The following is a 25,495-nucleotide window of genomic DNA, read 5'->3' as shown; positions in this document are numbered from 1 at the left end:
TAATTAACTTTATCAATAAGTTAACCCAAATATCGTGAATTTTTCTCAATAAAATAAGATGATTATCTTACATACAAATTGAAATTAATATCCCACAATAATTTCAATTCATCTGGTACGTCCAGTTGCTAAACCCCCTCACAATACTGGTGTCATTGAATAGTTGCTGCTAACCTGCCGAATACTCAATGATGGTAGGTTTTTATTTCCTTACGTCACACAGTCATATTGATAAACAAATATTATTCCTTAGCTTTTAAAAATAAATTTTTCTAATAAATTGGCAGCCAGCTTAATTGGAATACTAAACACATCAGCACCTCCAACTTCCTCAGGGAAGAATCACTGGATACTTCTTTATTCAAAGGCGAGAGGCTGTTCAAGAACAAAAACTATTTTTAAGGAGAATGCCAAAATGAAAAAGGCTTTTTTATTCACACCTGCACTGTTAGCGCTTTCAATCAATGCCATTTCTAATGCAAATGCTTATTCCTATAACAAAGTCTATGTCTTTGGTGATAGCCTGAGCGATGGTGGGAATAACGGAAGATATACGACAGATGGAAAAACCAGTCAGTTATACGATGAGTATATTGCTCAACAAATCACGGGGACTGATCTAACGCCATCTATTAAAAAAGATGGAACTAATTACGCTCAAGGTAGTGCTACAGCTCTTAAAAAATACAGCAAAGACGGTTTTAATACGCAAGAACAGGTAGATAAATATCTTAATGACAATAATGGAAAAGCTGACCCTAATAGCATCTATATTCACTGGGTAGGAGGCAACGACCTTGCCAAAGCTTTAGAAGACGGCCAAATAAAAACTGCAAAGACAAAAGATCCAATGCAAGGTCAAAAAGTTACCGCTGACATTGCCTATATAAGCGCTACCACAGCTGCAAATCAAATCAATAAACTTGTCGAAAAAGGTGCCGGATTAATTATCGCACCAATTGTTCCTGATGTTGGAACTACACCCAAGATGCTAGAAAAGTTCTTGGAACAGGCATTATCCCAACCATCAGCAGATGGCAAAAAATTATCAAAAGAAGAAATAAATGAACAACTACAGAACATCCATCAAGTAATTAATGGTTATGATATTCCTAACATTCAAGCTCGAAACCTGATTCTTCAGGGAATTTTTCAAGAAATAGCAAAAAATGCTTACAAGGGTGATTCAGCTGAACAAAAAGAAAAACAAAAAGAAGCTTATGGTAAGCTTCTCAAAACATATGAAGAAATCAGCAAAGATGCTTCAAAACTCACTGATATATACAACAATCTAGTCGACGAAAAAATCAGCGAAAAAAATGGCAATATCCTGCGTGCTGATATCAATGGCCTGCTGAATGAAGTAATCGCCAACCCTCTGATTTATGGCATTCAAAATACATTAGGTTATGCCTGCTCATATGATAAAGATAAAAATAAGGGTGCCGATAAATGCACCTCCGAAGATTCAGGTTTTACAGGGGATAAACAGTTCTTATTCTCCGATAACTTCCACCCAACTCCGTTGGGACACAAGATAATGGGTCAATATATTACCTCTATTTATAATGCGCCATCACAGGTAATGACCCTGAACCAGGTTAACCGTGCACCAGTTAAAAGTGCCCTCTCTTCCCTTGACGGTCACCTGCAACAACTACGCAATAGCGGCAATGCTCAAGGCAAAATCGGTGTTTTTGGCGGCTACACTGGTAGCCAGAACAAAACCTTTACACTGAGTGGCAACTATCAACTGACAAATAACCTGCTGTTGGGTGCAATGTACTCTGACTATAAAGATGAGCGCACTCCTGCGGCTAATTTCTCTTATGAAGGACTTGGTCATGTTCTGACAGCTTATACATTGTGGAATTACTACAACAATGGCTGGTTGAGCGGTGATGTCCATTATTCGCGCACCAATTATGACAGCCTGACCCGTGCTATCCAGCTTGGCAACGCCACCCGCAGGGAAACCGGTGCTACCACAGGTAAACAGTGGGGAGCACGCATTACCGCAGGTTGGGATATCCCTGTCACCAACTATCTGACCACCAGCCCAGTCGTCCAGTATGCTTGGAGCAAAGGTGAAATCGATGGCTACCGTGAATCCGGCAACAATAGCACTTCTATGAATTTTGGTGATCAAAACTATACATCTAAAGTTGGAACACTGGGCTGGCGAGTAGATACTAAATTTGGTCGTTTCAATCCTTATGCTTCAGTTCAGTTCAATCATCAATTTGGTGATATAAGCTACAAACTGAGCGGTTCTATTAACTCCACCAAAACTTCTTTTGTGCGAGAAAGTGGCAAACAAAGCACTAATTGGCGCCAATATACTATCGGCATGAACGCAAACCTGTTCAATAACTTGCGTGGATTTGCTTCTGTAACTCGCAATGAGGGTAGTGCTCAAGATCCTAACTATAATTTCAGTTTTGGCATCAATGCTAGTTTCTAATTCGGTGTAAATAAGTCGATATTAATAAACTATCGGACAATAGAAACAGAACTTCCACTCAGGGACGCAAGGCAATAAATATTACTGCCTTGCGTTTTTGTTTAATTATCAATCCTGATATTAATATTTTGTTGAATTTTCGTATATGCAAATAGAAGTAGTATCTAACTGAAATATGCAGGAAATCAGCCATCAACCAGAGAGATAATCGAATAGTCTTTTAACTCAATGTGTTGAACTAGTACCAAAATAACATGCTATTTTCAGGAGAACGAAACGATATGAAAAAGGTATCCTTTTTAGTATCAGCTACAACTGCATTATTAGTAAATTTCACTACTAATTCTTATGCCTATGACAATATATATGTTTTTGGGGATAGTTTGAGTGATAGTGGAAATATCGGAAAATTCACAACAGATGGAAAAAAATCTGAACTATATGATGAATATATAACTAGAAAATTCACAGGCAAAAAACTAATACCATCAAAGAGTAAAGACGGAACGAATTATGCCTACGGAGGAGCTACAGCTAATGGTTCAGGTAATCTAATCTGGGACATTATTTCTCACTCCACGGAAAAGCAACTCAATGATTATTTAAAAGCACATTCTGAACGGGCTGATCCTAATGGCGTATATATACATTGGGTCGGGGGCAATAATATATCTAAAGCTCTAGAACATCTAGCGAAAGGCGATAAAAAATCTGCACAATATCTTATCAATGACGGTTCTGAATCCGCAGCATCGCAAGTTAATCGGCTTATTAAAGCTGGCGCAGGTTTAATTATTGTACCTAACATTCCAGATGTTGGAACAACTCCCAAAATTCTAGAAGAAGTACTTAAAATTTCGTTGGAGAAAAAGAAAGTACCTAAAGAAAAGATCGCTCAAACTCTGAAACAAATTCATGAAGCCATTAACCAGTATCCTACGCCAAATACCGAAATCCGAAATAAAATTATCGAAGGTGTCTTAAAAAAAATTGCCGCAAATGCATCTCCCCAAGATCCCCAAAAAGCTAAAGAAATTTACCACCAATTGCGGGATGCTTACGATAATGCCAGCAAAACTGCCTCCCAACTTTCTGACAAATATAATCAAATTGAAGAAAGCCGACTAGATAACGGAAATATCCTTCGTGCCAATATTAACCTTCTCTTACGAGAAATGATTGAGAACCCGACTATTTATGGTATCTTCAATACCTTGGGTTATGCCTGTCAACAAGGTAAAATGGCTATGGTTTGTTCTTCTTCCGATCCTGAATTTGATAAAAGCCAAGCATTCTTGTTTTCCGATAACTTCCACCCAACACCTTATGCACATCATGTGATTGGTCAGTACATTATGTCGATCTATAACGCCCCACTACAGGTGATGACATTGAACCCTATCAATCGCATTCCAGTTAAAGTCGCCCTATCCTCACTTGACAGCCACCTGCAACAACTACGCAATCGTCATGAAGAACAAGGTAAAATCGGTGTATTTGGCGGTTATACTGGCAATCACAATCGAACCCTTACATTGGGTAGCGATTATCAACTGACGGATAATTTGCTATTAGGGGCAACAATTTCACGTTATAGAGATGAACAAAATGCAACACCCAATTTTAATTATGCAGCGACAGGCCATGTCATAACAGCTTACACACTATGGAACTACTATAACCGCGGCTGGCTAAGCGGTGATTTCCATTATTTACGCACCAATTACGATAATTTGTCACGTTCCATCCAACTTGGTCAGGCCACACGTAGGGAATCAGGTTCAACGATGGGTAAGCAGTGGGGTTGGCGTATTACGGCAGGCTGGGATATCCCTGTCACCCGTTATCTGACCACCAGTCCAATCATTCAATACACTTGGGACAAAGGAAATATTGATGGTTATCGTGAATCTGGTAACAGGAGTACTGCCATGCATTTTGGCGATCAACACTATCATGCCAGAATTGGCTCGATGGGCTGGCGAGTAGATACACAATTGGGACTTATTAATCCTTATGCCTCTGTCCTGTTTAAGCATCAATTCAATGATGAACACTATGCTCTTCGCAGCGCGATCAACTCCACCCAAACAAGTTTCGTACAGCAGGAGAAAAAACAGAAGAAGGATCGCGTTCAATACACTGTCGGCATTAATGCCAATCTGACCAATAATCTTCGCGCATTTGCGGCTGTATCACATGAAAAAAATGATAATGAGCCAAATCACGACTATTATTTTAATCTCGGCATGAACGTCAGATTTTGATATACCAACTCTTTCACAAGCAAAGGTAAGGCGGTAGTAAATTGCCGCCTTACCTAAAATGTACTGAATTTTAACGTTTAAAATAATTACGGATGTCGATGTTTTTTACGACGATAACGTTCATCGTAATTTTTCAGCCACCAATATTTATCACTAACTTGTTCTCTACCACCAACTCTAGCTCCTACCAGCCAAATAAATGCGCCAACAAACAATCCCATTAATGAGATACCTGTAAGAAATTCAGAATGACCAAATTTGAAAATATGGCTAAACAATACATAAGCCAGACTAACAAGCATTGCCGTCATTCCCATTCCCATGAGAATATTACCAAAAATAAAAGCCTTTTTACGTCTCATAACCAACCTCCAATACTTTTTGTGAACGCTAATTTGCAAACACAACGAACTCAAAAGCACGAAAGTAGACATCTTTCTTCTGTGTTAAGTATAGCCCTATCATACAAAAGGTTATTGCGGCGATGATCACAGGGTGTACAAATTTAAGCCTAATTTTTTACATTCCACCAAAACAATATTTATTAAAATAATGATTTTGTACTCAAGCCTTGAGATAGGTAAACTAATTCCCTTTTTTGTTCTATTGCCAATAAGCGAACCTAAACCGTGAGTAACATAAAATTAATCGTTGGACTGGCAAACCCTGGGGCTGAATATGCACAGACCAGACATAATGCCGGAGCATGGTTTGTCGATTTGTTAGCACAACGCCATAACCAGTCCCTAAAAGAAGAGAGTAAATTTTCTGGCTATACCGCCCGCATCAACATGAATGGGCAGGATATTCGTTTACTGGTGCCAACCACTTTCATGAACCTCAGCGGCAAATCTGTCCTTGCTCTTGCTGGATTTTATCGCATTCAACCGGATGAAATTCTGGTTGCTCATGACGAGCTGGATCTACCGCCCGGCGTGGCAAAAATGAAACTAGGCGGCAGTAATGGCGGTCATAATGGCCTGAAAGACATTCAAAACAAATTCAGCAATAACCCTAACTTCCATCGTCTGCGTATTGGTATTGGCCATCCGGGCGATAAAAACAAAGTTGTGGGTTTTGTCCTTGGCAAGCCTCCTGCCAGCGAACAAAAACTGATTGACGATGCGATAGATGAAGCATTGCGCTGTACTGACATCCTCATTAAAGAGGGTATGAACAAGGCAATTAACCGCCTGCATGCCTTTAAAGCCAGCGCCTAGCTGGGAGTGCGTGGCGCAGCGGGTTATTGCGTGTATAATAGCGCCAATTTTGTATAACTCACCGACAAGCATATTGCTCGTTGGTTTATAAGTGATTTAAGGTGATAAATATATGGGATTCAAATGCGGTATCGTTGGCCTGCCTAACGTTGGGAAATCTACATTATTCAATGCGCTGACCAAAGCAGGTATCGAAGCAGCAAACTTCCCGTTCTGCACCATCGAGCCAAACACAGGTGTTGTGCCGATGCCAGACCCACGTCTCGACCAATTGGCTGAGATTGTTAAACCACAACGTATACTGCCAACCACCATGGAATTCGTGGACATTGCGGGTCTGGTAAAAGGCGCTTCAAAAGGTGAAGGTTTAGGAAACCAATTCCTGACCAACATCCGTGAAACAGAAGCGATAGGTCATGTAGTACGCTGTTTTGAAAACGACAACATCATCCACGTTTCTGGTCAGGTTGATCCTGCTTCAGATATTGATGTTATCAATACAGAACTGGCTCTGTCTGATTTGGATACCTGTGAACGCGCCATCCAGCGTGTACAGAAAAAAGCCAAAGGCGGTGATAAAGACGCTAAAGCAGAATTGGAAGCCTTGACAAAATGTCTTCCTCACCTTGAACAAGCAGGTATGCTGCGCTCTTTGGACCTGAATCCAGAAGAAAAAGCGGTTATTCGTTATCTGAGCTTCCTGACCCTGAAACCAACCATGTACATTGCAAACGTCAATGAAGATGGTTTTGAGAATAACCCACACCTTGATATCGTTCGCGCCATTGCGGAAAAAGAAGGCTCTATCGTTGTTCCCGTTTGTGCAGCCATCGAAGCCGATATCGCAGAACTGGAAGATGCAGATCGCGAAGAGTTCATGGCGGAATTGGGTCTGGAAGAGCCGGGCCTGAACCGTGTTATCCGCGCTGGCTATAAATTGCTGAACCTGCAAACCTACTTCACTGCGGGCGTGAAAGAAGTTCGTGCCTGGACTATTCCGATCGGCGCCACAGCACCACAAGCTGCGGGTAAAATCCACACCGATTTTGAAAAAGGCTTTATCCGTGCCCAGACCATCGCGTTTGATGATTTTATCACTTATAAAGGTGAACAAGGCGCGAAAGAAGCTGGCAAAATGCGTGCAGAAGGGAAAGACTATATCGTTAAAGATGGTGATGTGCTGAATTTCTTGTTCAATGTCTAAATCATTTTTCTTGTCTTAAGACATTTTAGAATGTCTTATCGAGACTGATAAAATCCCCGCAACTGCGTGGATTTTATCAGACGGCTCACTGCTATATAATTTGATGTTTATAATAATTTGATGTTTATAGCGTTGATTTTGGAAGATTAAGAGCCTTAATTTCATCATGGGTTTGTTTGTTAATAGCCCAGCCCCAACCGACAAAGAACTCCGTTAAATCAAAACCTGAGACCTTGCTTGCACTCAAGGCAAACTTGTTTATTTTCTCTTCGTCGCTGGCTGTCTGCTTCAACGGATAGTGTCGATAATAGCTGTGAAGTTTACGATAAAAGTCAGTCCCCAATCCTTTCCTCAGTTGCTCAAACATTACCAGTCTTACCCAGTTCATACTATCCGGCTTCTCACTGTTGAAATTACGGTTAGGGGACCGCTTGAATTCCTTCGCGACTTCATTCCAGGTTAGGCCATTATCATTTTATTGTCTAATCGGGACGGAAAACCTAATAGCGATTGAATATACAGAGAATAAATGTTAACAGTGCTTTCTATGACGGATTCCCAAAGCCAATCACTCTGTTGATAATGATGCCCAATTTCGTGCCATATTCCCCAAGCGGATGATAATCTGTCCGGGTTAAGTATATCCAGTGCACTGTCTTCCGGCATGCCTACTATATAATCTGTCGCATACATGTAAACGTTTTTAATATCTTCTGGTGAGGAAAACTTATCCTCAATATAATGAATTTTAAGCAGAGATGGACGGTCTTTATTATCTCCCTTAGCCGATAAACCAGAGATATCATCATAACTATTGATAATGCATTTAATTTTACCCAACAATACTGCCGGATCCGCCTTTGCAGAACGATTATAAATATCCCGTGTCACGGTGATTATGCTTTTGCGATCGGTTATCTCAATAAATGGTGAATGGCTATATTCCTTTAACATCTTCTGCCACTGGCAGAGCGTTGTCTGGCCTGCAACATAAAAAGGAATGGCTTCGCCTCCCTTAAGCACCTTAATCGACGCTTTTATGGGGTTAGGCTTATTAGAATGATGCTGGGTATAACGGAAATACATTATCCCGTCAGCAGGAGATATAAAAGTGCTGGCTTTATCCTTTGAGGATACAAGAATCGACTTACCAGCTTCTCCCTCAGAGAAAGGGATTGTGGGAGAATTAAAAAAAACCGAAATGGCTTTCGCTCCAGTTAATGACAGACGGATAGTTTCATCTTTACGAACATATAAGCCGGAGGAGAAATAATCTACCAGCTTCATCGTGCGCAGACGCTCCCATTCTTCAGCGGCGGAGGGTAAAGCGGGTAATAGATAGCGTTTCTCCACATTATTTATATACGCATTGTTTATATCTGAATTATTGTTCAACTTTATGCTGGCACAGTGATTTTTACCCGCCATATTATCATTGATAGATTGTTTTGCTTGTACGTTGCCAGAAATTAAACAAAGCATAAAAAGGAAGCCAAAACGTAGCATATTGTCGGTGATATTCATCATAATTCTCCTCCATAAATGGTAGGTATGAAATTTTCGTAGCCTGCCATTAAGCAACCACGTTGATTATCACTCTACAACATTACATTTAGGTTCTATCTATATCAACAAATTTTAAGCAGCCATTAATGGACTGATTAATAAAAGAAAAGCCTATAAACCCATAATAGATGGCGGTATACAGAATAGAGTCTGTCGCTTTGAACGAAGTCAATTGACCTAGAGTTATTCAATAAAATCCACGCAACTGTGCGTGGATTTTATTCTAACTTATACCGTTTTCTCCATACCCCCCCACACCATTTTCCCTTTATGGAATGTCGCAGTTCGTGGCGAAATACGCGCCACCGCCTCGGCGGAGCAGGAAGCATCCACTAGCACAAAGCTGGCATCATCCTGCACTTTAGGCCATACACGTTCGCCTTTATCATTAAGTGGCAACACATCACCGGTGGCAATCGCCAGCGCGCGCGATAACATTTGTTCGTTCGGATGAATATATAGTTGTGCGTACAAGTTGGCTTTCTCCAACATGTCACCCAAACCATACGGCGACCAGTGATCAATCACACTATCGGTGCCAGTCATCACAAATACACCTTTATCGCGTAACTGTTTGAGTGGCATATGCAGCGTACCGATAGGTACAGTAGAAGTAACTGTTACTTGCTGCGCAGCCATACGGGCAGCGATCTCATTCACTTGCTGTTCGTTAAGTGTCGCCAGTGCAAAGGCATGACTGATGGTCAGTCTGCCTTTTAACTGAGGTGTTTTTTCTACAGTTTCTACCATGTAATTAATCGCCGCTACGCCTGCCGGGCTGGTTTCATGCAGATGAATATCCACCTTTTTGCCATAATCCAGTGCAATCTGGAATATCGTATCAAGGGATTTTTCCATCAAACCGTCAACATTAGTTGGATCAAGACCACCCACATAATGCGCCCCCATCTGCATTGCTTCACGCATCAACGGCTCCGATTTAGAAAGTAATAAACCGTGTTGCGGAAAAGCCACAATTTCGCAACTGAAACCAGATTGGCGACGTGCCAGAACCGCTTGCAAGTTTTCGAGATTTTTCAGGCCAGAGACTGGTTCAATATTGCAGTGGCTACGGGCGATGGTAGAGCCTTTCGACTGGAGAAGCTCAATCAGTTTTTCCGCACGCTCTTGAGTGTACGGTTGCAGTTCCAACAGGAGTTTCTGTTCTAGTTTAATCATGTCCTGAATTGTGGTGCCTGCTGGTCGGTTAAGGGCACGCCACGGGCCACCATAAAATGTTTTATCCAGATGGATATGCATATCCCGCATCGCCGGAAGCATCAGCTTGCTGCTTGCATCATAACGAGGTAGCGTGCTGTCCGAATACTGTTTGTTCTCACGCAGAGCAACAATTTTTCCATTGTTGATTTCCAGCGTTTTTAGCTCAGTCAGCGTGCTGACTGCCGTCTGCCCCTCAAATACAAACCCTGACTCCAGCAAAACGTTATCCAGATAGTAATGTTTATCAGTTATCTTCGTAGAATCGCTCGCCTCATCATTTGCTGTGGCTGACTGAGCAGCATATGCGACAGGGCTGATTGCACCAAACAACGCGCAGGCAGTAACCATTTTGCCAGTCTGACTTAAGAACTCACGACGGTTTTTATTTTCGTTCATTGCATTTCCTTTTCAGATGGTAACAATTGTGGTGGTTCAGAAGTTTCGAGATATTCACAACATCCGTTAATGTTACTAAAACGTTATCAATAAATATTTTTGGTGAGTATCAGGTGTTCATGAATGTTCATCAATAGTTGAAAATAAGGTAAAGCAAACCAATTTTTAGGTATGTCGCCATTACCAACATTTACTTGCCATGATGTAATAAAAAACCCACAAATTTCTCAGGAAATTAAACGATTAAAAAAACATTTATCAGACTTTTTCTAAAATTTGCTTTATTTTCTATATCCCGTCACTTCTGAGTAATAGCTTGAAATATAAAAACATATATATCTACTTGTATCAGGTAGATTCTTAACAGCTTTGCACTTATTATGTGAATGTAAGAAGGATATTCTTTAATAAAGAATATCCTTACCGCTAGATAGAACTCAACAGATAAATCATAGCGATAATTTACTCAAGCTATTAAAATGGAGATGTTTCATTGAAAACCATTAAGAAAATCAGTCAAAACTGGATTAAATAATTCGGGTGATTCCCAAAAAGGTGCATGACCAATGCCAGCCAAATTGAATACTTTTCCTTTCCAAAGATTTCGGTAATTCAGCCCATTAATATAGTCAAAATTAATATATGGATCATCTGCTCCATTAACAATCGCTAACGGTATTTCACTCGTTTCAACCAATAATTTTTGATTAGTTGCTTGAGGAGAAAGAAAAGCTTCAAACATATACTGCCGTGCCAATCCATCTGTTCTTATCACCGCTTCAACAATAAACGGATCATGAGGAGCATTGATTCCATAGGTATCAGATACAAAATTCTTGATGTCTTCCTCCGTAAACTCCGCTTTGCCGGCAAGCCCTACACCAGGACGAAAACCAAGAGCCACGTTATCTGCGCCAACTGATACTGGCGGAGTACCGCAAATCATTAAACCAATCATCTCAGGGAATAAATCCAACATTTCCAATCCAATATGGCCACCTAATGACCAACCAAAAACCACTACTTTGTCAATATCGATTTGCTTCAATACTTCAATGATCGTACGTGCATAACCAGGCATTGAATATGCTTGACGTGAATCGTTGGCATTTGATGATGAACCATGTCCAGGTAAATCTAACGCCAAAATCCGATACTTCCCTTTTAATTGATTAATTTGATGACGAAATACTTCTTTACAACTTGAATTGCCATGAATTAAAAGAACAGGTAACCCAATCCCGCCTGTATCTATTACCGAAATAGATGCATAACGGGTTTTAATATTATAATGATTAATATTATTGTGTGTAGTATCCATTATTCCATCTCCTCAAGATGAATGTGAATTTTATTCATAAAGCCTGAATTTTTTATTCCTTGCAAGAGCAAGCCGTGCCCTTACCTCACTTAAAATCTATCAGTTATTTCATATTTTTCGTTTATTTTTTTAATACATATAAAACTCCTATCACAATTTTAAATATTAAACTCCGAACTGGATATGTAATGTTGTATACAAGTGAATGCGAATATTTAACATCTATTACACAACATTATCTGGTAACCACATTATGACAATAAAGAAGATGACTTACCCAAAACTAAAGCTCCTATTAGCTGTTATTACTGCCATTGCTCTGATCATCATGGCCATTATAGGAAAAATAGAAAATGCCAATAAACGTTTTCTCTCCGTAGCTACAGCTTCCACAGGCGGAACTTATTATCCTATGGGAGTGGGTTTAGCCAATATCTGGAGTAACCATCTGAAACAAGAAAATATTCAGGTAACGGGACAATCTTCAGCCGGTTCGGTTGAAAATATTGATCTATTCCAGAAGAATGAAGCTCAGCTCGCTATTTTACAAAGTTTAATTGCCGTCGAAGCCTATCAAGGCGTACGAAATTTCGAAAACCGCCCTTATCAGGATCTGCGTTCTATCTCCGTGCTTTGGCCGAATGTTGAACACTTTGTTTTATTAGAGGATAAAGTCAAAGATAGAACGCTAAACGATATTGCCGGAACCCGTTTTTCTGTCGGGCCACAAGCCAGTGGTACCGAACAATCTACTCTGATTATTCTGAAAGGTGTCAATCTCAGTAAACAAAATATTCATCCAGAATATCTTGGTTATGGCGATACCGTTTCAGCCATGCGGGATGGTCGTCTTGATGGTGGAGCCTTACCTGCCGGTGTACCGGCATCAGCAGTCACAGATATGTATGCCAGTGGGGTTCCCGCCCGTATTCTGAATGTAACAAACGAACAATTGGAAAAAATTAACGCTATTGCCAATTCATGGTTTCGCTTTGTCATTAAGCCAGAAACTTACCCACTCCAAAAACAGCCCATTCAAACGATCGCACAGCCCAATATCCTGATGACAACACGCAAGATAGACGAAAAAACTATCTATGAATTAACAAAAGTGATGTTTGAAAATCAGAAGGAAGTCCACCAAATCCACAGCTCTGCAAAATATATTCTGCCCGAAAATGCCTTAAAAGGTGTTTCTGTGCCATTACATCTTGGTGCTTATCAATATTATCGCGAAATTGGCTTGGATATTCCGGAATATCTTGTGCCTCCAGAAATTACATTAGTGACCAACCAATAATAACTTTTCTACCTGAAAGCATAAATTTCAAACTGATTTACCTATCATACTATTGACCATAATATTATGGAGTTACTATGAACACTAATAATATAACGTCATCCACAATAGTGCTGGATAAAGAAGCGGGATCAGGTAACCGTCATTTAATTGGTTTCTATTTGAAACTCACGACAATACTTGCCATTGCAATTTCTCTTTATGCTATCTATTCCAATGCATTATCCAATACACAGGAATTTTATCGCAATACAACATTTCTCGGAGGAGTTCTGGTTTTAGGCTTTATTCTGTTTCCGATTTCCAAACGTTATTCGACTTCCAAATTTAATTATTGGGATTACCTTTTTATTCTGCTTACATTGATCAGTTATGGGTATTTTTATTTTACTTATACTGACTTGCATGTCGTACGCAACAGCATTCCCAATACGATAGATTATGTGATGTCCGTCATTGGTATTGGCGTATTATTTGAGGCAGCAAGGCGTACAACTGGTTATTTCATACCTGGCTTATCCCTTTTTGCCATCGTCTATGCCCTATTCGGCGAGTATTTCATGGGGATCTTCGGACATGCCGGATTTTCGCTTGAGCGCCTATTGTTCCGCTTATTTATGACCAGCGAAGGCATTTTTGGTATTACTCTATCCACGGCATCGACGGCGATCATTGTTTTTATCTTATTTGGTGCATTCTTAAGTGTCAGTGGCGCGACAGCTTTATTTAATGATCTTGCTCTGTCCATAGCCGGGCGTCGTCGTGGCGGGCCAGCCCAAGTTGCTGTTATTTCCTCCGCCTTAACGGGTTCACTGAGTGGCAGTGCAGTTGCCAATGTCGCTACAACCGGCACTTTTACTATTCCCCTGATGAAAAACATTGGTCTCTCTTCTCGTTTCGCTGGTGCAGTAGAAGCGACGGCATCAACGGGAGGCATGATCATGCCACCTATTATGGGCGCGGCCGCATTTATCATGGCGGGTTTTTTAGGTATTTCCTACACTACCATTGTAATTGCTGCCATTATTCCGGCACTGCTCTATTATGCAACTCTGATTATCACCATTGATTTGGAAGCCAAAAAACAAGGATTAAAGGGCATCAGAAAAGAAAATATTCCTCAAGTCAAAGCGGTATTAAAAGCTCGTGGCCTGCTATTACTGCCGCTATTTATTGTGATTGGGACTTTATTGACCGGAAAAACCCCGATTTATGCCGGTTTCCTCGGCATTATCGCGATTATCATCGCAAGTTGGATCACCCCAGATACTTCCGTGCGCATGACCCCCAAGAAAATCGCCGCTGCTCTGAATGAGGCTGCCCGTGGAGCGATTCAAGTCACCGTCGCCTGTGCCGCCATTGGAGTTATTATCTGTGTTGTTACCATGACGGGAATTGGATCAACTCTCGCTTTCAATATCGTATCCCTCACCGATAATACACTGTGGATGATCCTGCTCGTCGTGATGATTGTTTGTATTGTGCTCAGTATGGGGCTTCCTTCAACGGCCTTATACATTGTTGTCGTAGTGACAGTGTCACCTATATTAATTAAAGCGGGTGTTTTACCATTGGCCGCTCATTTCTTTGTTTTCTGGTTTGGCGTACTTTCCAATATTACACCGCCTGTAGCACTTGCCAGCTACACGGCTGCCAGTATTGCCCGTGCTGATCCCATACAGACCTCATGGAATGCGGTACAGCTGGCTCTACCGGGTTTTATCATTCCATTTATTTTGGTGTACAACCCAGCATTATTGATGCAAGGCGATGATTTAAACGTCCTATCCATTGGTTATATGATCCTGACAGCCTTGATTGGTATCTATTCACTTTCCATTGCTAGTGCTAATTTCTGGATGCACAAGGCTCACTGGTTAGAAAGAATTTTCTTTGCTATTGCCGCAATTCTTTTAATCAAACCGGGAATGCTCACTGATCTGGTCGGAATAGCCTTGATTGTCGTCGCAGTTGCTATGCATTTATTACGCAATAAATCAGAACGTAAATTGAAACACCCAGAAAATAATAACAATGAGGAAAATCCCAAAAATGTATGACGTAATTATCATTGGTGCGGGATTAGTCGGGCTTGGCACTGCCAATGCCCTGCAAGAACAGCATCCGCACCTGCGCTTGCTGATATTGGATAAAGAAAATGGCGTGGCTGCACATCAAAGCGGCCATAACAGCAATGTTGTGCACTCCGGTATTTATTACACGCCCGGCAGTTTAAAAGCACGATTAGCTAAACAGGGAAACCTCACGATATATGAATTTTGTCAACAACATGGATTATATTACGATCGGTGCGGTAAGGTGATTGTTGCCACGCAATTCAAAGAGCTGCCTTTGCTGGAAGATATCTATCAACGAGGATTGAAAAATGGCCTTGACGTCAGTCTCCTTTCGCAAACTCAACTGAAAGAGCGCGAGCCTTATGTCAATGGGCTTGAGGCAATCTTGGTGCCGGATGCAGGGATCGTAAATTACCCAGAAATTGCGGCAAAACTGGCGGAAATAATTCAAACCAGAGGTGGAGACATTCATTATCAGCAGCAAGTTCAAAGTATTCGTGAAAAAAGTAATGACGTTGAGGTACAAACCCAACAAGCCAGCTATCAGGCAAAATGGCTGGTGAATTGTGCCGGATTGCACAGTGACAGAATTGCCAAACTGGCAGGCTATGAAACGGGCATGAGGATCGTCCCCTTTCGTGGTGAGTATTATGTTTTGGACAACAGTAAAAACTATCTGGTTAATCACCTGATTTACCCCGTACCCAATCCTGATTTCCCTTTCCTTGGTGTTCATTTTACGCGAATGCATAATGGCAAGCGGGATGTCGGCCCCAATGCAGTATTGGCATTTAAACGCGAGGGGTATCGCAAAACAGATTTCAACCCACGGGATTTAGCAGAAGTGCTGACTTATAAAGGTTTTTGGAAAATCGCCACACGTTATTATTGTGAAGGCATGGCAGAAATGCGACGTTCCTTTTCACGCCAACTTTTTACCGAAAATGCCCATCAACTTATTCCTGATCTACAACCCGAAGATATCACACCGGGGCCAGCTGGTGTGCGTGCTCAGGCACTCACTGCTGATGGCAAATTGGTGGATGATTTTCACTTTGTGAAAGGTCGCCGTTCACTGCATGTTTGTAATGCCCCTTCTCCGGCGGCTACGGCTTCGATAGAGATTGGGAGGGAGATTGTGAAAAAGTATTTTTCTTCTGTCTAGCTCTTTAATGCCTTAGCTAAAAACCAATTCGGAAGAATCTCCATAACAAGTAAGGGCGCACAAATGTGCCCTTACTTATATGAAAGATATTGGAAGTAATATTTAAAAAACCACTTTTAAATTACCAATAACTATTTTTCACCAGTAGATAATTAATGGACGCTTTGTAACTTCCATTTATTATCTATATTTTCCTTATACATACCATCACCATTACCACCATATCCATGACTCTGAGTACTGGTATATTTGTACACGTTCCCTGCATATTTGATCGTCACACTCATCCGATATCCCCCTACTTCATTCTTCCAACAGTCTGGATTAATCAGCGCTAATTGAGCACCTACATAATCAGAAGTTTCAACTCCCAAATTAGTACTCTCATTAATATGGTTTTTTACTATTTGACCGTTGGCATTCGGCTCCGTCCTCTCAATTGTGTAAAAATCAGCCAGATAATTTTTGTTGGTTATTGCTTGATAAGAAAATTCCATCGGAGAAAGCAGCTTCTGATCACCGAAATCGATTTTACTATCCCCATTTAAAGCAACTACAACCACATATTTATTCTCTCCAATTATAGAACTCCACCAACCATCAAAATGATCTCGACAAGAATTCTCCCACCGATAACCATATCCCCCTTGGACATTAAAAATTTCTCCAACTTTAATTCGTTTTTTTATACGCAGCTCTTTCCATATTTTATTTGGAGAAAGATTTTCAATTTGAAAAGCATGGGATTCTTTTACCACGGAAAGCGAACCTTTACCTTTTACCGTCAATCTTATTAAAGCTCGCTTACCCCAATAACTAGATTCTGGCTCAAATATGGTTTTGATTATTTCATTACTTGAATTTAATAAACTCGCACTATAAGTTTTCTTATCAAGAAGTTGTCCATTGTCTCCAACCAATTCGACAAATACTTCAGTAGCTTCTCGGTATTTATTATTACTGTCTAATTTCCAAATTATACTCAAGTTATCTGTTGTAAAAACAGGAGTCCATTTCTTGCTATCAGAAATTTTGATTTCTTTTCCTGCATTAATTACATTTGGTTCTTGATAAATTATAATAGGCTTATCATATATGATAATTTCATAACTACCTTCACTATATTTATAGTAATCATTTTCATCAATATATTGAGTAATAGTCGTTAATCCAGAAGATTTCTTTTTCCATTTGCTATCTATAATTTCTACAACCGCAGAATTACTGCTTTTCATCTTAGAATTAGCATGTAGAGGAAGAGTTAAATTTTGAATTAGAGAACTTATATCCTGACCATCTAAGTCACTCTCAATAACTTTTTTATCAAAATTAATATCAAGTACTCCTTTCTCCAATACATAGCTGATTGTTGTAGTAGATTTATCAAACTGCTCTGTCTCTGGCGTACTGATAGTTATCGTAGCCGTTCCGGGTTTCACCGCCGTAAGATTGCCATATGTATCCACTTTCACCACATTATTGGCAGAACTGGAAAATTGGCTCAGTTTCAATAAATTGTCATAATCTACGTCCCGATTATCGAACTTGATTTCAGCCTTGCGACTTACTCCATCATTCCATGCTGCAACAATTTGTATATCCCGGCTCTTTAACCGAGGCTCTGCACGCGCCACCGTCAACTGATAGCTCGCATCCGTCTTGTTATACTGCCCATTGGTTCCCGTTTGTACCGTAATGGTTGTTTTACCCGCTTTCAGTAATGTGATATTCCCGTTGTCATCCACATCGGCAACGTCCGGTGCTGAACTTGTCCACATCTTACGTACACCGTGTGGTAAGTTGTGTACTTTTTGGGATTTTGTATAGTTTTTAGTATAAGTTGCCTTTACATCTTTATTATCAAAACGCAAAGTCGGCGTAATAGCCCCTACATTAATAACTAATGTATTCCCTATTTTTTGCCCATTAACCTCAGCCTGAAGTTCAGCCGAGCCTTTATTGCTTGAAGTCGCTGATGCGGTATAAGTACCATCACCATTATCTTTGACCGAACTTACGTTGAAACCATTTAGCTTCTTCAACAAGTCTATTTTGACGTTTTTCCCACTAACAGGATTATCGTATTGATCTGACAACTTAACTGTCAGTATTGCTTCTTTCTGTTTGCCAGCTGTACCAATCTTCGTCACATCTGTCACAAATGTCGACTTTCGCAAGTCAATGGCCGATGAAGTCACCGTCAGCTCTGGCATATCCTGATGTGTATTTCCATCCAAAGAGGCTTCAAGAGTGAATTTTCCGGCATTGATGGGCTTAATGTTCAGCACGGCGATACCTTGCCTATCCGTCTGACTGGCTGATCTCGGTTTATACGCCTTATCATAGGCCATGTCTGATGGTAATCGCCATGAAACCATCATGCCTTCCAATGGGTTATTATTGGCATCAATGACTTTTACAGAATATGTAACGAAAGTGCCCGCCTCTATTGAGCGCTGACTGAGAGTAAAGTCAGTCATCTTTTTAGACTTTCCATCACCAATAAAGGTAAGAATCGGTTTCTTGATTAAATCCACCCCATTAACCGATACGGTAAATTCTTCATTACCTATTTTCGTCCCTTTAATTGGAATATGGTATTCACCAGAGTGAACATTATCTTCAACGAATTGTGGAGAAATATTGATACCCTTTCCGTTTTGAGGATTTACCCGAATATCAGTTGAACGGTTAGGTATCACATTTCCTGATGTATCATACAATTTCACAATAAGAAGCGTTTCGTCATTACCATCAGCAATTATTTTAGATTTAGATAATATGACTGCGGAGTTTTGTGTATCTAACTTACCCGCAGTAAATATCACAGTTTGCGTATAAGATTTTCCATCTGGCAGATTGACTGTCACTTTAGCCATGCCAGTTTTATTACTACTCAATCCGACTTTGGCTATACCTTTATTATCTGTTAATACACTCGCCGCACTTAATATACCTTCACCTTCAATCGACCAATAGGTAGGGATATCTTTACTTAACGGATTACCATTTTCATCCACCAATGGAATGGAATAAGTTACTGTTTCATCAACCGTCACACTATCCCCATCCTTAAGAAGATCGTTTCCGCCTTGTTTGTTTACAATAAATGGATTCTGCCCATCAACCGCTTGGGGTTTTGTATGATTAGCCACGATCTCTAATTTGACAGGATGGTCAATTCTTAGGGAATCAGTATTAGAATCAACATTAGAATCAACATTAATAGTAATATCCGTATGACCTACATTTTTGGCTTGAATATTAGCAACATAATCTCCGAAGTTATTTTTCTGAAACTGAGGTGGATTAGGCGTGATACCTAAATCATTTGTATACTCTAATGCTATATTTCCTATTGTTCCTGTCAGTAAATTGCCGTTTATATCTTTAGGGGTAAACGTAATCTGAATTTCTTCCCCGGCAGCTGCAATATTTTTTGAGATATTCACTAATGAATGTGATTTTGACAGCGCCCCAGCAACAAACCTCGCCTGAGTTTGAGCGGTTCTCTCTCCACTGCCCAATACCGCAGTGACTTGAGCATTCCCTGCCTGTTTACTCGTCAATAATATTTCTGCAATACCATTTGCATCGGTTTTACTCAATATTGAAGATAAATCTCCCAATGTGGCTTTCCAGCCGACAACAATATTAGGCAGTGCCTTATTTCCGTTATTATCTTGAAGTTGGGCTTTAATAATGACATTGTCTTGACCATCCGTATTAACAGAAATAAATTGTAAGTTGTTTGGGTTATTAGAACCTGCTTTCATCATTGCGACAGATGCCAGTTGAGCTGTTGTTGCATTGGCAACAAAACCTAACGTTGCGTCAAAATAGAGTTGTTTTGTTACTTCAGCGCGACTTATTACCTCAGCGCGAATAATAGCTAACCCTTCCTGTGATCCAGTGATAGATACTGTATAAACACCCGGTGCAGATTCCTTTTGATTATGGAAAATAATGCCGCTGGTATCCCCCGAAATAACTGAATATGAAATTTTGTTATTCTGGTTAGGAACTAAATTACCGTACTGATCTTTAAGAACCAGCTTCGCTTCTGCCTTAATTATTCCATCTGCCACAATAGATTGCGGCGATAATGTAAATTGGCTTTGCTTTTGCATACCAATTACATCGGAATTTTCAGAATCCGGTTGAATGGCGGTAAAAGTCACCGTATGTTTTGCTTTTACTTCATTCATAAATATCGCTTCAATAACGATATCTCCAGCCTGCGTACCCGAAATAACTGTGTTCGCCTTCCCTTGTGCATCAATCAGGCTTGCAACAGGATCCAACTGATTATTTTTTTCCGAAGAACGCCAAGTAATATGCTTACCAGACAATGGGTTATTATTTACATCAATAACCGTTGCAATCACTTTAATCCCATCATAGCCATCCGCGACAGCTTCGCTTTTATCACTGATGAGCGAAACTTTTGCGGTATTCCAATCCGCAGCCGCATTGACTTTAATCGCTTGAATATTATGCGTACTATCACTGTTTTCATAAGTTGCCGTCACAGTGATCTCACCTGATTCAGTAGATTTCAGTGTTGTTTTTGCGACCCCATTTTCATCTGTAATGCTTGTTTGATTAACCACCGCTCCATTTTTATCAGTTGCCCATGTAACTTTAACTTCCTTCAAAGGGTTACCATTTTTATCAACGAGTTGCGAAGTTAACTTCACACTATCTTTACCATCTGCAACGAAGTCTTTATTAGGATTTTCTTGTTTTATTTCAGTGACTATCCCTATGGAAGCATCTTCCTTAAACCTAATAGGTTCTGAGGTGCTTAAACTTCTCTCTGAACTCTTATTCGTACTGGCAGTGATTTTTACATCAAAGGCTTCTGTACTCGTCACTGTAGCAAAAGCGATCCCATTGTCATCTGTATCAGATTGAAAACCGCCCAGCTTAACTACATTCCTGTCCCGATTTGATTCCCAATAGATTGTGACCGATGTCAGTGGATTGTCATTTTCATCAACAACAAAAGCTTTAACAGTAACAGGTGTTTTACCATCTGCAAGATAGTTACCCTCAGGATCAGGCTGGTTTTTACTCTCATCCAGCTCAACTTTTAACACTCTGACCGTCGCTTTATGCCCGATAAAGGTCATTGGGATCTCAACCTGTATAGCGCCTGTTCCCGTGTTGATAGTCGCGGTCACCGTTGTGGTTCCAGATTTTGTGCTACTTATTGACGTTTCTGCCGCTCCTTGCTCATTTGATTCAACTCTTTCCTCTGTAATACTCGCCTGATTATTAGCGTGAAAAATTACCTCTACGTTAGGAATCAAGTTACCCGACTTATCTGTCACTATTGCTTTAATTAGATATTCTGTTTGCCCATCAGCAACAAAAGTATCTCCTTCGGTCGCAATAGATCCATCTGGATGCATAAGTTGTAAATTGCTCTCTTCAATACGTGCTGTTTTTTCGTCCGGCGTAAATACAACTTCTACAGAGTACTCTATACCTCCTACGTTAACTGTAACTGTAGTCGTTCCTGCATTGGTATTTGTCATCGGCATCACTAATCGGCCATTTACATCGGTGGTACCTTCTCCTTTAATATCAGCGCCATTGTCTGCATTAAATGTGACGACATAATCAGGAATTGGATTACCAAACCTATCAGTTACAGTCATTTCTATCTGGTTCGGAGTGCTACCATCCGCCGGCACATTTTTCTGTAAAATATTCAATTGGCCGGGTTTGATTTTTGCCGTTTTTTCATCTGCTTTAACCACGATATTTGCAGAAGAAAAAATAGTATTTCTCACCAATGGGGTCAGCGTTAACGTTTCAGTACGCGTACCTGCTGTCACCGTAGCAACATATTTCCCTGCTTCAATATACTGAAAAGCTGAAATCTGAGTAGATGCACCGATTCCAGTAGCAGTAGATTTCTTTGCAGTAGCATTCTGGGAAGCAGGAACCTGAACAGGCAGGCTATCGGGTGTTTTCTGCTCTGATTCAATCTTAATATTGATTTCTTCAGTATTAACATTAATAGGCAAATTCCGTTTATCTCTAATCTCTAACGTTATTTCTCTGGTACTTTTGCCATCTGCGGGTAACTCAACTTTTGTCGGTGATAGTGCGCTTTGCATTTTATCTATTGCCGCAGAAGAAACGATAACCTGAAGATAAGCCCGAGTTGAATAATTGCCTTTTTTATCAATAGCAACAGCAGAGACTTGGTATGTATTATTAGCCTCTTGGCCATATTGGTAATTTGGCAGCAAAATACGGTAATCATTCTCCCGCTTTTCAATAACCTTGCCACCATTAGCTGCCAATAAAGCAAAATCCCAATCAATGCGCTCAAGACCATATTTTGAAGCTATAGCAACCTTTAATGGCTTCTCTTCACCGGCATAACCTTCGATCACTTCATCTAATTGCAATCGAATCACTTCTTTTTTCTGATATTCCAAAAAGATGTTATTATTTCGCTCAACAAAACTATAGCGATTACCAGATAATTTACGCAAAGAAGAAACAGCATCAGTTGAAATTTGTTTCAGCCACGGAATACCAATTTGATAATTTATTTGAAAATTCAATTTCGCATCATTTTTACCGGATTTACCTTCCCGTGTCTCAGCACCGATAGTGATCAGAGGTACTGGCGTATAAGTAATACCTGCTGTAAATGCGTGGGGTTTTTGCTGGCGATTATCCTTACCAAATAACGCCACCTCATTGCCATGATATTGTTCATAAATAAATTTTGCACCCAACTGAGGATATTGTGGTAAGTATCCCTCAACCCGAATATCCCAGCCATTAGCTGGTCGTTCACGATAATCCTCAAGATCAGGGGAGTCTTTCCAGCTACTGATTCGCATATAGCCATTTGCATTCAATTTTAAATAGTCACGCCAATACTCTATTCCTACGCCAACACGGGAATGGTGTCGTGATAAATCGTAATCAAAAAATACGTTATGACCAAACATATAATCAGACGTGAAATGACGCCAGCCAAACCCCACATTAGCTTGCGTTCTGCCATCTATTCTGTGAAGGCTGTTTTGATTAAAGATGAGATTTTCCTTTTCATCCCATAAAGGAAACAACAAATCAAATTGAGAACCTTTAAACGAAAAATTCTTATCGGTATTCAGTTGAATACGGGCATTACCAAATTTTTTAACCCATTTCTCAATTTCATTATTAGCTTTATTGGCGAGGGTTGAGCGAGCGAGATCCATCGCAGAATCAGTGCTTGGGTTATTCTTAAAAAATTGCCCTGTTTGTTTTACAATATTAGCAAGCTGCCTTTCTCTTTCCTTTGATTCATTTTGGTTATCCGTTGAATAGTGATTTTTAGCAATATCATCTAATGTTTCATTCTGTTGAATGATATACCATCGACTATCTTGTTGAAGCGCTGAATTTGGTTCTACTTGGCTATTCGCATTAGCAACCATGACCGGGGTTAAACTTCCTGCAATAGGAAATAATATTTGCAATGCAATATTGAACCATGCAACACGGCGAATAAAGCCACCACGTTTCATGCTTGTTTCCTTTATATTACCTTTATCCATATTTGAATTCCAATAGATCATTTTAATAAATGGATTGATTCATCACAAAGTTAAAAACTTATGACTATTATTTTTTAATCATCTATTTGGAAAAATTCAATATCTATAACTCACTAAAAATTAAAGCCTATTTTATTTATCCCAATACCCATAAGAATAAATTCACAAACAATTAGATTTATCCCCCTATTGTTTTACTTAACACGATCACATAGTGACCCTCTATTATAAAAATACGCATAAATACCTTAATAATTATTCATGAGAAAAATGAATGATTATTTTAAAATTCATAAAGAATTACATCGCATAAGATAGAGCTTATATTAAATAATAGATGAAAAACTTGTGAAGTCGAATTTATTATACAAAAAACAAATACAATTAAATGCTATTATAATGATTCATTAAATATATAAAAAACAAATAAAATAAATCATTGTAATAATTTATTGATCATTGAGATAATTCTTAAAAATATGCAGAATAATGCAATATGAAAAAGTAAGAAAATTACCTGTGGATTGCCCGGTCAACACCGGGCAATCACAAGAATGCTAAAAATGATACTGTAATCCAAGACCTATATTGTAGTTTTGGTTTTCGATTCCTATAGTATCGTCCCCTAACTGTTCGGTATGACCAATATCATTGTAGATAAATCTCGTTTTACCTTTACCCTCACGATATTTATTCCAGGTCACGGCCGTATATATCTTAGTATTTTCAGTTAAGTAATAGCCCGCATCTATACTAATACCATAGTAACGGACCTTATCGGATTTCTGAGGAATGGTTAAATTACGCAAATAATGTTCATCGTTGCTCCAAGCCTTCACCCACGGGCTATAGCAGAATCATATTAATATGGCATAATGTCTGGATTCAACTGACAAGGGATAAAGTAAGATGGGCTACAGTTTGGATTTTCGAAAGAGAGTACTGGCATACAAAGACAAGCATTCGTTGACGTTCGAACAAACGAGTACCCATTTTGACATTTCTATGCGTACCTTATTTCGGTGGCGTCATAAAATAGAGCCTTGTATGACCCGTGATAAACCGCCCACGAAAATCAGTGATGAGGCGCTCATTATGGATGTCCAAAATTACCCCGATGACTATCAATGGGAAAGGGCAAAACGCTTAGGCGTTGCACAGTCTGCTATCCATTACGCCTTGAAACGGCTGAAGATGACTGTCAAAAAAAAAACGCTAAGGCATCCCAACGCTGATGCCCGGATTCGTCAGGCATTTGTCGAGCGCATTCACCATTATGAACAGGTGGGAAAACCGATTGTTTATCTGGATGAAAGCGGCTTTGCGCAGTCTATGCCCCGTACACACGGCTCTTCGACAAAAGGATGGCGCTGCTTCGGTACACACGATTGGCAGGCCAGAGGTCGCATTAATGTCATGGGTGCCATCCTCAAAATGACCTTCGTGACCTTAAGCTTGTTTTCTGGAAACATTAATGCGGATGTCTTTCATGCCTGGATGACACAAGATTTGCTGCCAAAGCTTCCAAGCAGTGCAGTGATTGTGATGGATAATGCCCCATTCCATAAACGACATGACACGATAAAAGCGATAGCAGACTACGGATGCCAATTGGAATGGTTACCGCCTTGTATCTTAAATGTAGGTTAAAATAAATACGATTAGATTTGGTGCGGTGTATGCAGCCTGATGCCGCCTAGGGTTCCTAGCCCGTCT

13 protein-coding genes and 2 pseudogenes are annotated in these 25,495 nt (G+C 40.0%); 8 read left to right on the top strand and 7 right to left on the bottom strand.

Annotation, left to right across the window (positions count from 1 at the left end; all coding sequences use genetic code 11):
* The first annotated feature begins 415 nt into the window (after positions 1–415).
* Positions 416–2,464: an autotransporter outer membrane beta-barrel domain-containing protein gene (locus BM135_RS10460; RefSeq protein WP_092519681.1), complete on the top strand. Its 2,049-nt coding sequence runs from the start codon at positions 416–418 to the stop codon at positions 2,462–2,464.
* A gap of 254 nt (positions 2,465–2,718) precedes the next feature.
* Positions 2,719–4,731: an autotransporter outer membrane beta-barrel domain-containing protein gene (locus BM135_RS10455; protein WP_245737370.1), complete on the top strand. Its 2,013-nt coding sequence runs from the start codon at positions 2,719–2,721 to the stop codon at positions 4,729–4,731.
* 86 nt (positions 4,732–4,817) lie between these two features.
* On the opposite strand, the gene ychH is transcribed toward BM135_RS10455, so the two are convergent.
* The gene (ychH, locus tag BM135_RS10450) at positions 4,818–5,093 is read right to left on the bottom strand and encodes a stress-induced protein YchH (RefSeq protein ID WP_092519679.1); all 276 of its coding nucleotides are present in this window, start codon (positions 5,091–5,093) and stop codon (positions 4,818–4,820) included.
* Between the two features lie 267 nt (positions 5,094–5,360).
* Between ychH and pth the strand changes: the two genes are divergently transcribed.
* On the top strand, positions 5,361–5,951 hold the full coding sequence (pth, locus tag BM135_RS10445; RefSeq protein ID WP_092519678.1) for an aminoacyl-tRNA hydrolase: 591 nt from the start codon (positions 5,361–5,363) through the stop codon (positions 5,949–5,951).
* 112 nt (positions 5,952–6,063) lie between these two features.
* Positions 6,064–7,155: a redox-regulated ATPase YchF gene (ychF, locus tag BM135_RS10440; protein WP_092519677.1), complete on the top strand. Its 1,092-nt coding sequence runs from the start codon at positions 6,064–6,066 to the stop codon at positions 7,153–7,155.
* 124 nt (positions 7,156–7,279) lie between these two features.
* Here ychF and BM135_RS17710 read toward each other — a convergent pair.
* The 4 genes and pseudogenes from BM135_RS17710 to BM135_RS10415 all read right to left on the bottom strand — a co-directional run.
* Positions 7,280–7,576, bottom strand: a pseudogene (locus tag BM135_RS17710) (M60 family metallopeptidase); the annotation flags it as partial.
* 38 nt (positions 7,577–7,614) lie between these two features.
* The gene (locus BM135_RS17705; protein WP_092519675.1) at positions 7,615–8,682 is read right to left on the bottom strand and encodes a M60 family metallopeptidase; all 1,068 of its coding nucleotides are present in this window, start codon (positions 8,680–8,682) and stop codon (positions 7,615–7,617) included.
* Positions 8,683–8,949: 267 nt separating this feature from the next.
* Positions 8,950–10,338, bottom strand: coding sequence for an amidohydrolase family protein (locus BM135_RS10425; RefSeq protein ID WP_092519674.1), 1,389 nt, complete (start codon positions 10,336–10,338; stop codon positions 8,950–8,952).
* Positions 10,339–10,828: 490 nt separating this feature from the next.
* On the bottom strand, positions 10,829–11,659 hold the full coding sequence (locus BM135_RS10415) for an alpha/beta fold hydrolase (protein WP_092519673.1): 831 nt from the start codon (positions 11,657–11,659) through the stop codon (positions 10,829–10,831).
* 268 nt (positions 11,660–11,927) lie between these two features.
* On the opposite strand from BM135_RS10415, the gene BM135_RS10410 reads away from it, so the two are divergent.
* The 3 genes from BM135_RS10410 to lhgO all read left to right on the top strand — a co-directional run bounded on the left by BM135_RS10410 (position 11,928) and on the right by lhgO (position 16,202).
* The gene (locus BM135_RS10410; protein WP_092519707.1) at positions 11,928–12,959 is read left to right on the top strand and encodes a TAXI family TRAP transporter solute-binding subunit; all 1,032 of its coding nucleotides are present in this window, start codon (positions 11,928–11,930) and stop codon (positions 12,957–12,959) included.
* A 77-nt stretch (positions 12,960–13,036) separates the two neighbouring features.
* On the top strand, positions 13,037–15,019 hold the full coding sequence (locus BM135_RS10405; RefSeq protein ID WP_092519672.1) for a TRAP transporter permease: 1,983 nt from the start codon (positions 13,037–13,039) through the stop codon (positions 15,017–15,019).
* The gene (gene lhgO / locus BM135_RS10400; RefSeq protein WP_092519671.1) at positions 15,012–16,202 is read left to right on the top strand and encodes an L-2-hydroxyglutarate oxidase; all 1,191 of its coding nucleotides are present in this window, start codon (positions 15,012–15,014) and stop codon (positions 16,200–16,202) included. The genes BM135_RS10405 and lhgO overlap by 8 nt, the downstream gene beginning before the upstream one ends.
* A 152-nt stretch (positions 16,203–16,354) precedes the next feature.
* Here lhgO and BM135_RS10395 read toward each other — a convergent pair whose 3' ends face one another.
* A complete protein-coding gene (locus tag BM135_RS10395) occupies positions 16,355–23,779 on the bottom strand; it encodes an Ig-like domain-containing protein (protein WP_175486083.1) in 7,425 nt (2,474 codons plus the stop codon).
* Positions 23,780–24,336: 557 nt separating this feature from the next.
* A pseudogene (locus tag BM135_RS17980) lies at positions 24,337–24,621 on the bottom strand (omptin family outer membrane protease); the annotation flags it as partial.
* Positions 24,622–24,688: 67 nt separating this feature from the next.
* On the opposite strand from BM135_RS17980, the gene BM135_RS17975 reads away from it, so the two are divergent.
* Positions 24,689–25,429, top strand: coding sequence for an IS630 transposase-related protein (locus tag BM135_RS17975; RefSeq protein ID WP_245737368.1), 741 nt, complete (start codon positions 24,689–24,691; stop codon positions 25,427–25,429).
* Positions 25,430–25,495 lie beyond the last annotated feature (66 nt).

Origin of the sequence: Xenorhabdus japonica (genome assembly GCF_900115195.1) — a bacterium.
GTDB classification, from domain to species: Bacteria; Pseudomonadota; Gammaproteobacteria; order Enterobacterales; family Enterobacteriaceae; genus Xenorhabdus; species Xenorhabdus japonica.
Note: the sequence above shows the minus strand (reverse complement) of the source record. Positions and strands in the feature narration are given on the sequence as shown.

Coding starts and splice junctions, on each gene's coding strand:
- lhgO (WP_092519671.1), top strand. CDS start 15,012: ATGTATGACGTAATTATCATTGGTGCGGGATTAGTCGGGCTTGGCACT.
- BM135_RS10460 (WP_092519681.1), top strand. CDS start 416: ATGAAAAAGGCTTTTTTATTCACACCTGCACTGTTAGCGCTTTCAATC.
- BM135_RS10455 (WP_245737370.1), top strand. CDS start 2,719: ATGCTATTTTCAGGAGAACGAAACGATATGAAAAAGGTATCCTTTTTA.
- ychH (WP_092519679.1), bottom strand. CDS start 5,093: ATGAGACGTAAAAAGGCTTTTATTTTTGGTAATATTCTCATGGGAATG.
- BM135_RS10425 (WP_092519674.1), bottom strand. CDS start 10,338: ATGAACGAAAATAAAAACCGTCGTGAGTTCTTAAGTCAGACTGGCAAA.
- BM135_RS10395 (WP_175486083.1), bottom strand. CDS start 23,779: ATGGATAAAGGTAATATAAAGGAAACAAGCATGAAACGTGGTGGCTTT.
- BM135_RS17705 (WP_092519675.1), bottom strand. CDS start 8,682: ATGATGAATATCACCGACAATATGCTACGTTTTGGCTTCCTTTTTATG.
- BM135_RS10405 (WP_092519672.1), top strand. CDS start 13,037: ATGAACACTAATAATATAACGTCATCCACAATAGTGCTGGATAAAGAA.
- BM135_RS10415 (WP_092519673.1), bottom strand. CDS start 11,659: ATGGATACTACACACAATAATATTAATCATTATAATATTAAAACCCGT.
- BM135_RS17975 (WP_245737368.1), top strand. CDS start 24,689: ATGGGCTACAGTTTGGATTTTCGAAAGAGAGTACTGGCATACAAAGAC.
- ychF (WP_092519677.1), top strand. CDS start 6,064: ATGGGATTCAAATGCGGTATCGTTGGCCTGCCTAACGTTGGGAAATCT.
- BM135_RS10410 (WP_092519707.1), top strand. CDS start 11,928: ATGACTTACCCAAAACTAAAGCTCCTATTAGCTGTTATTACTGCCATT.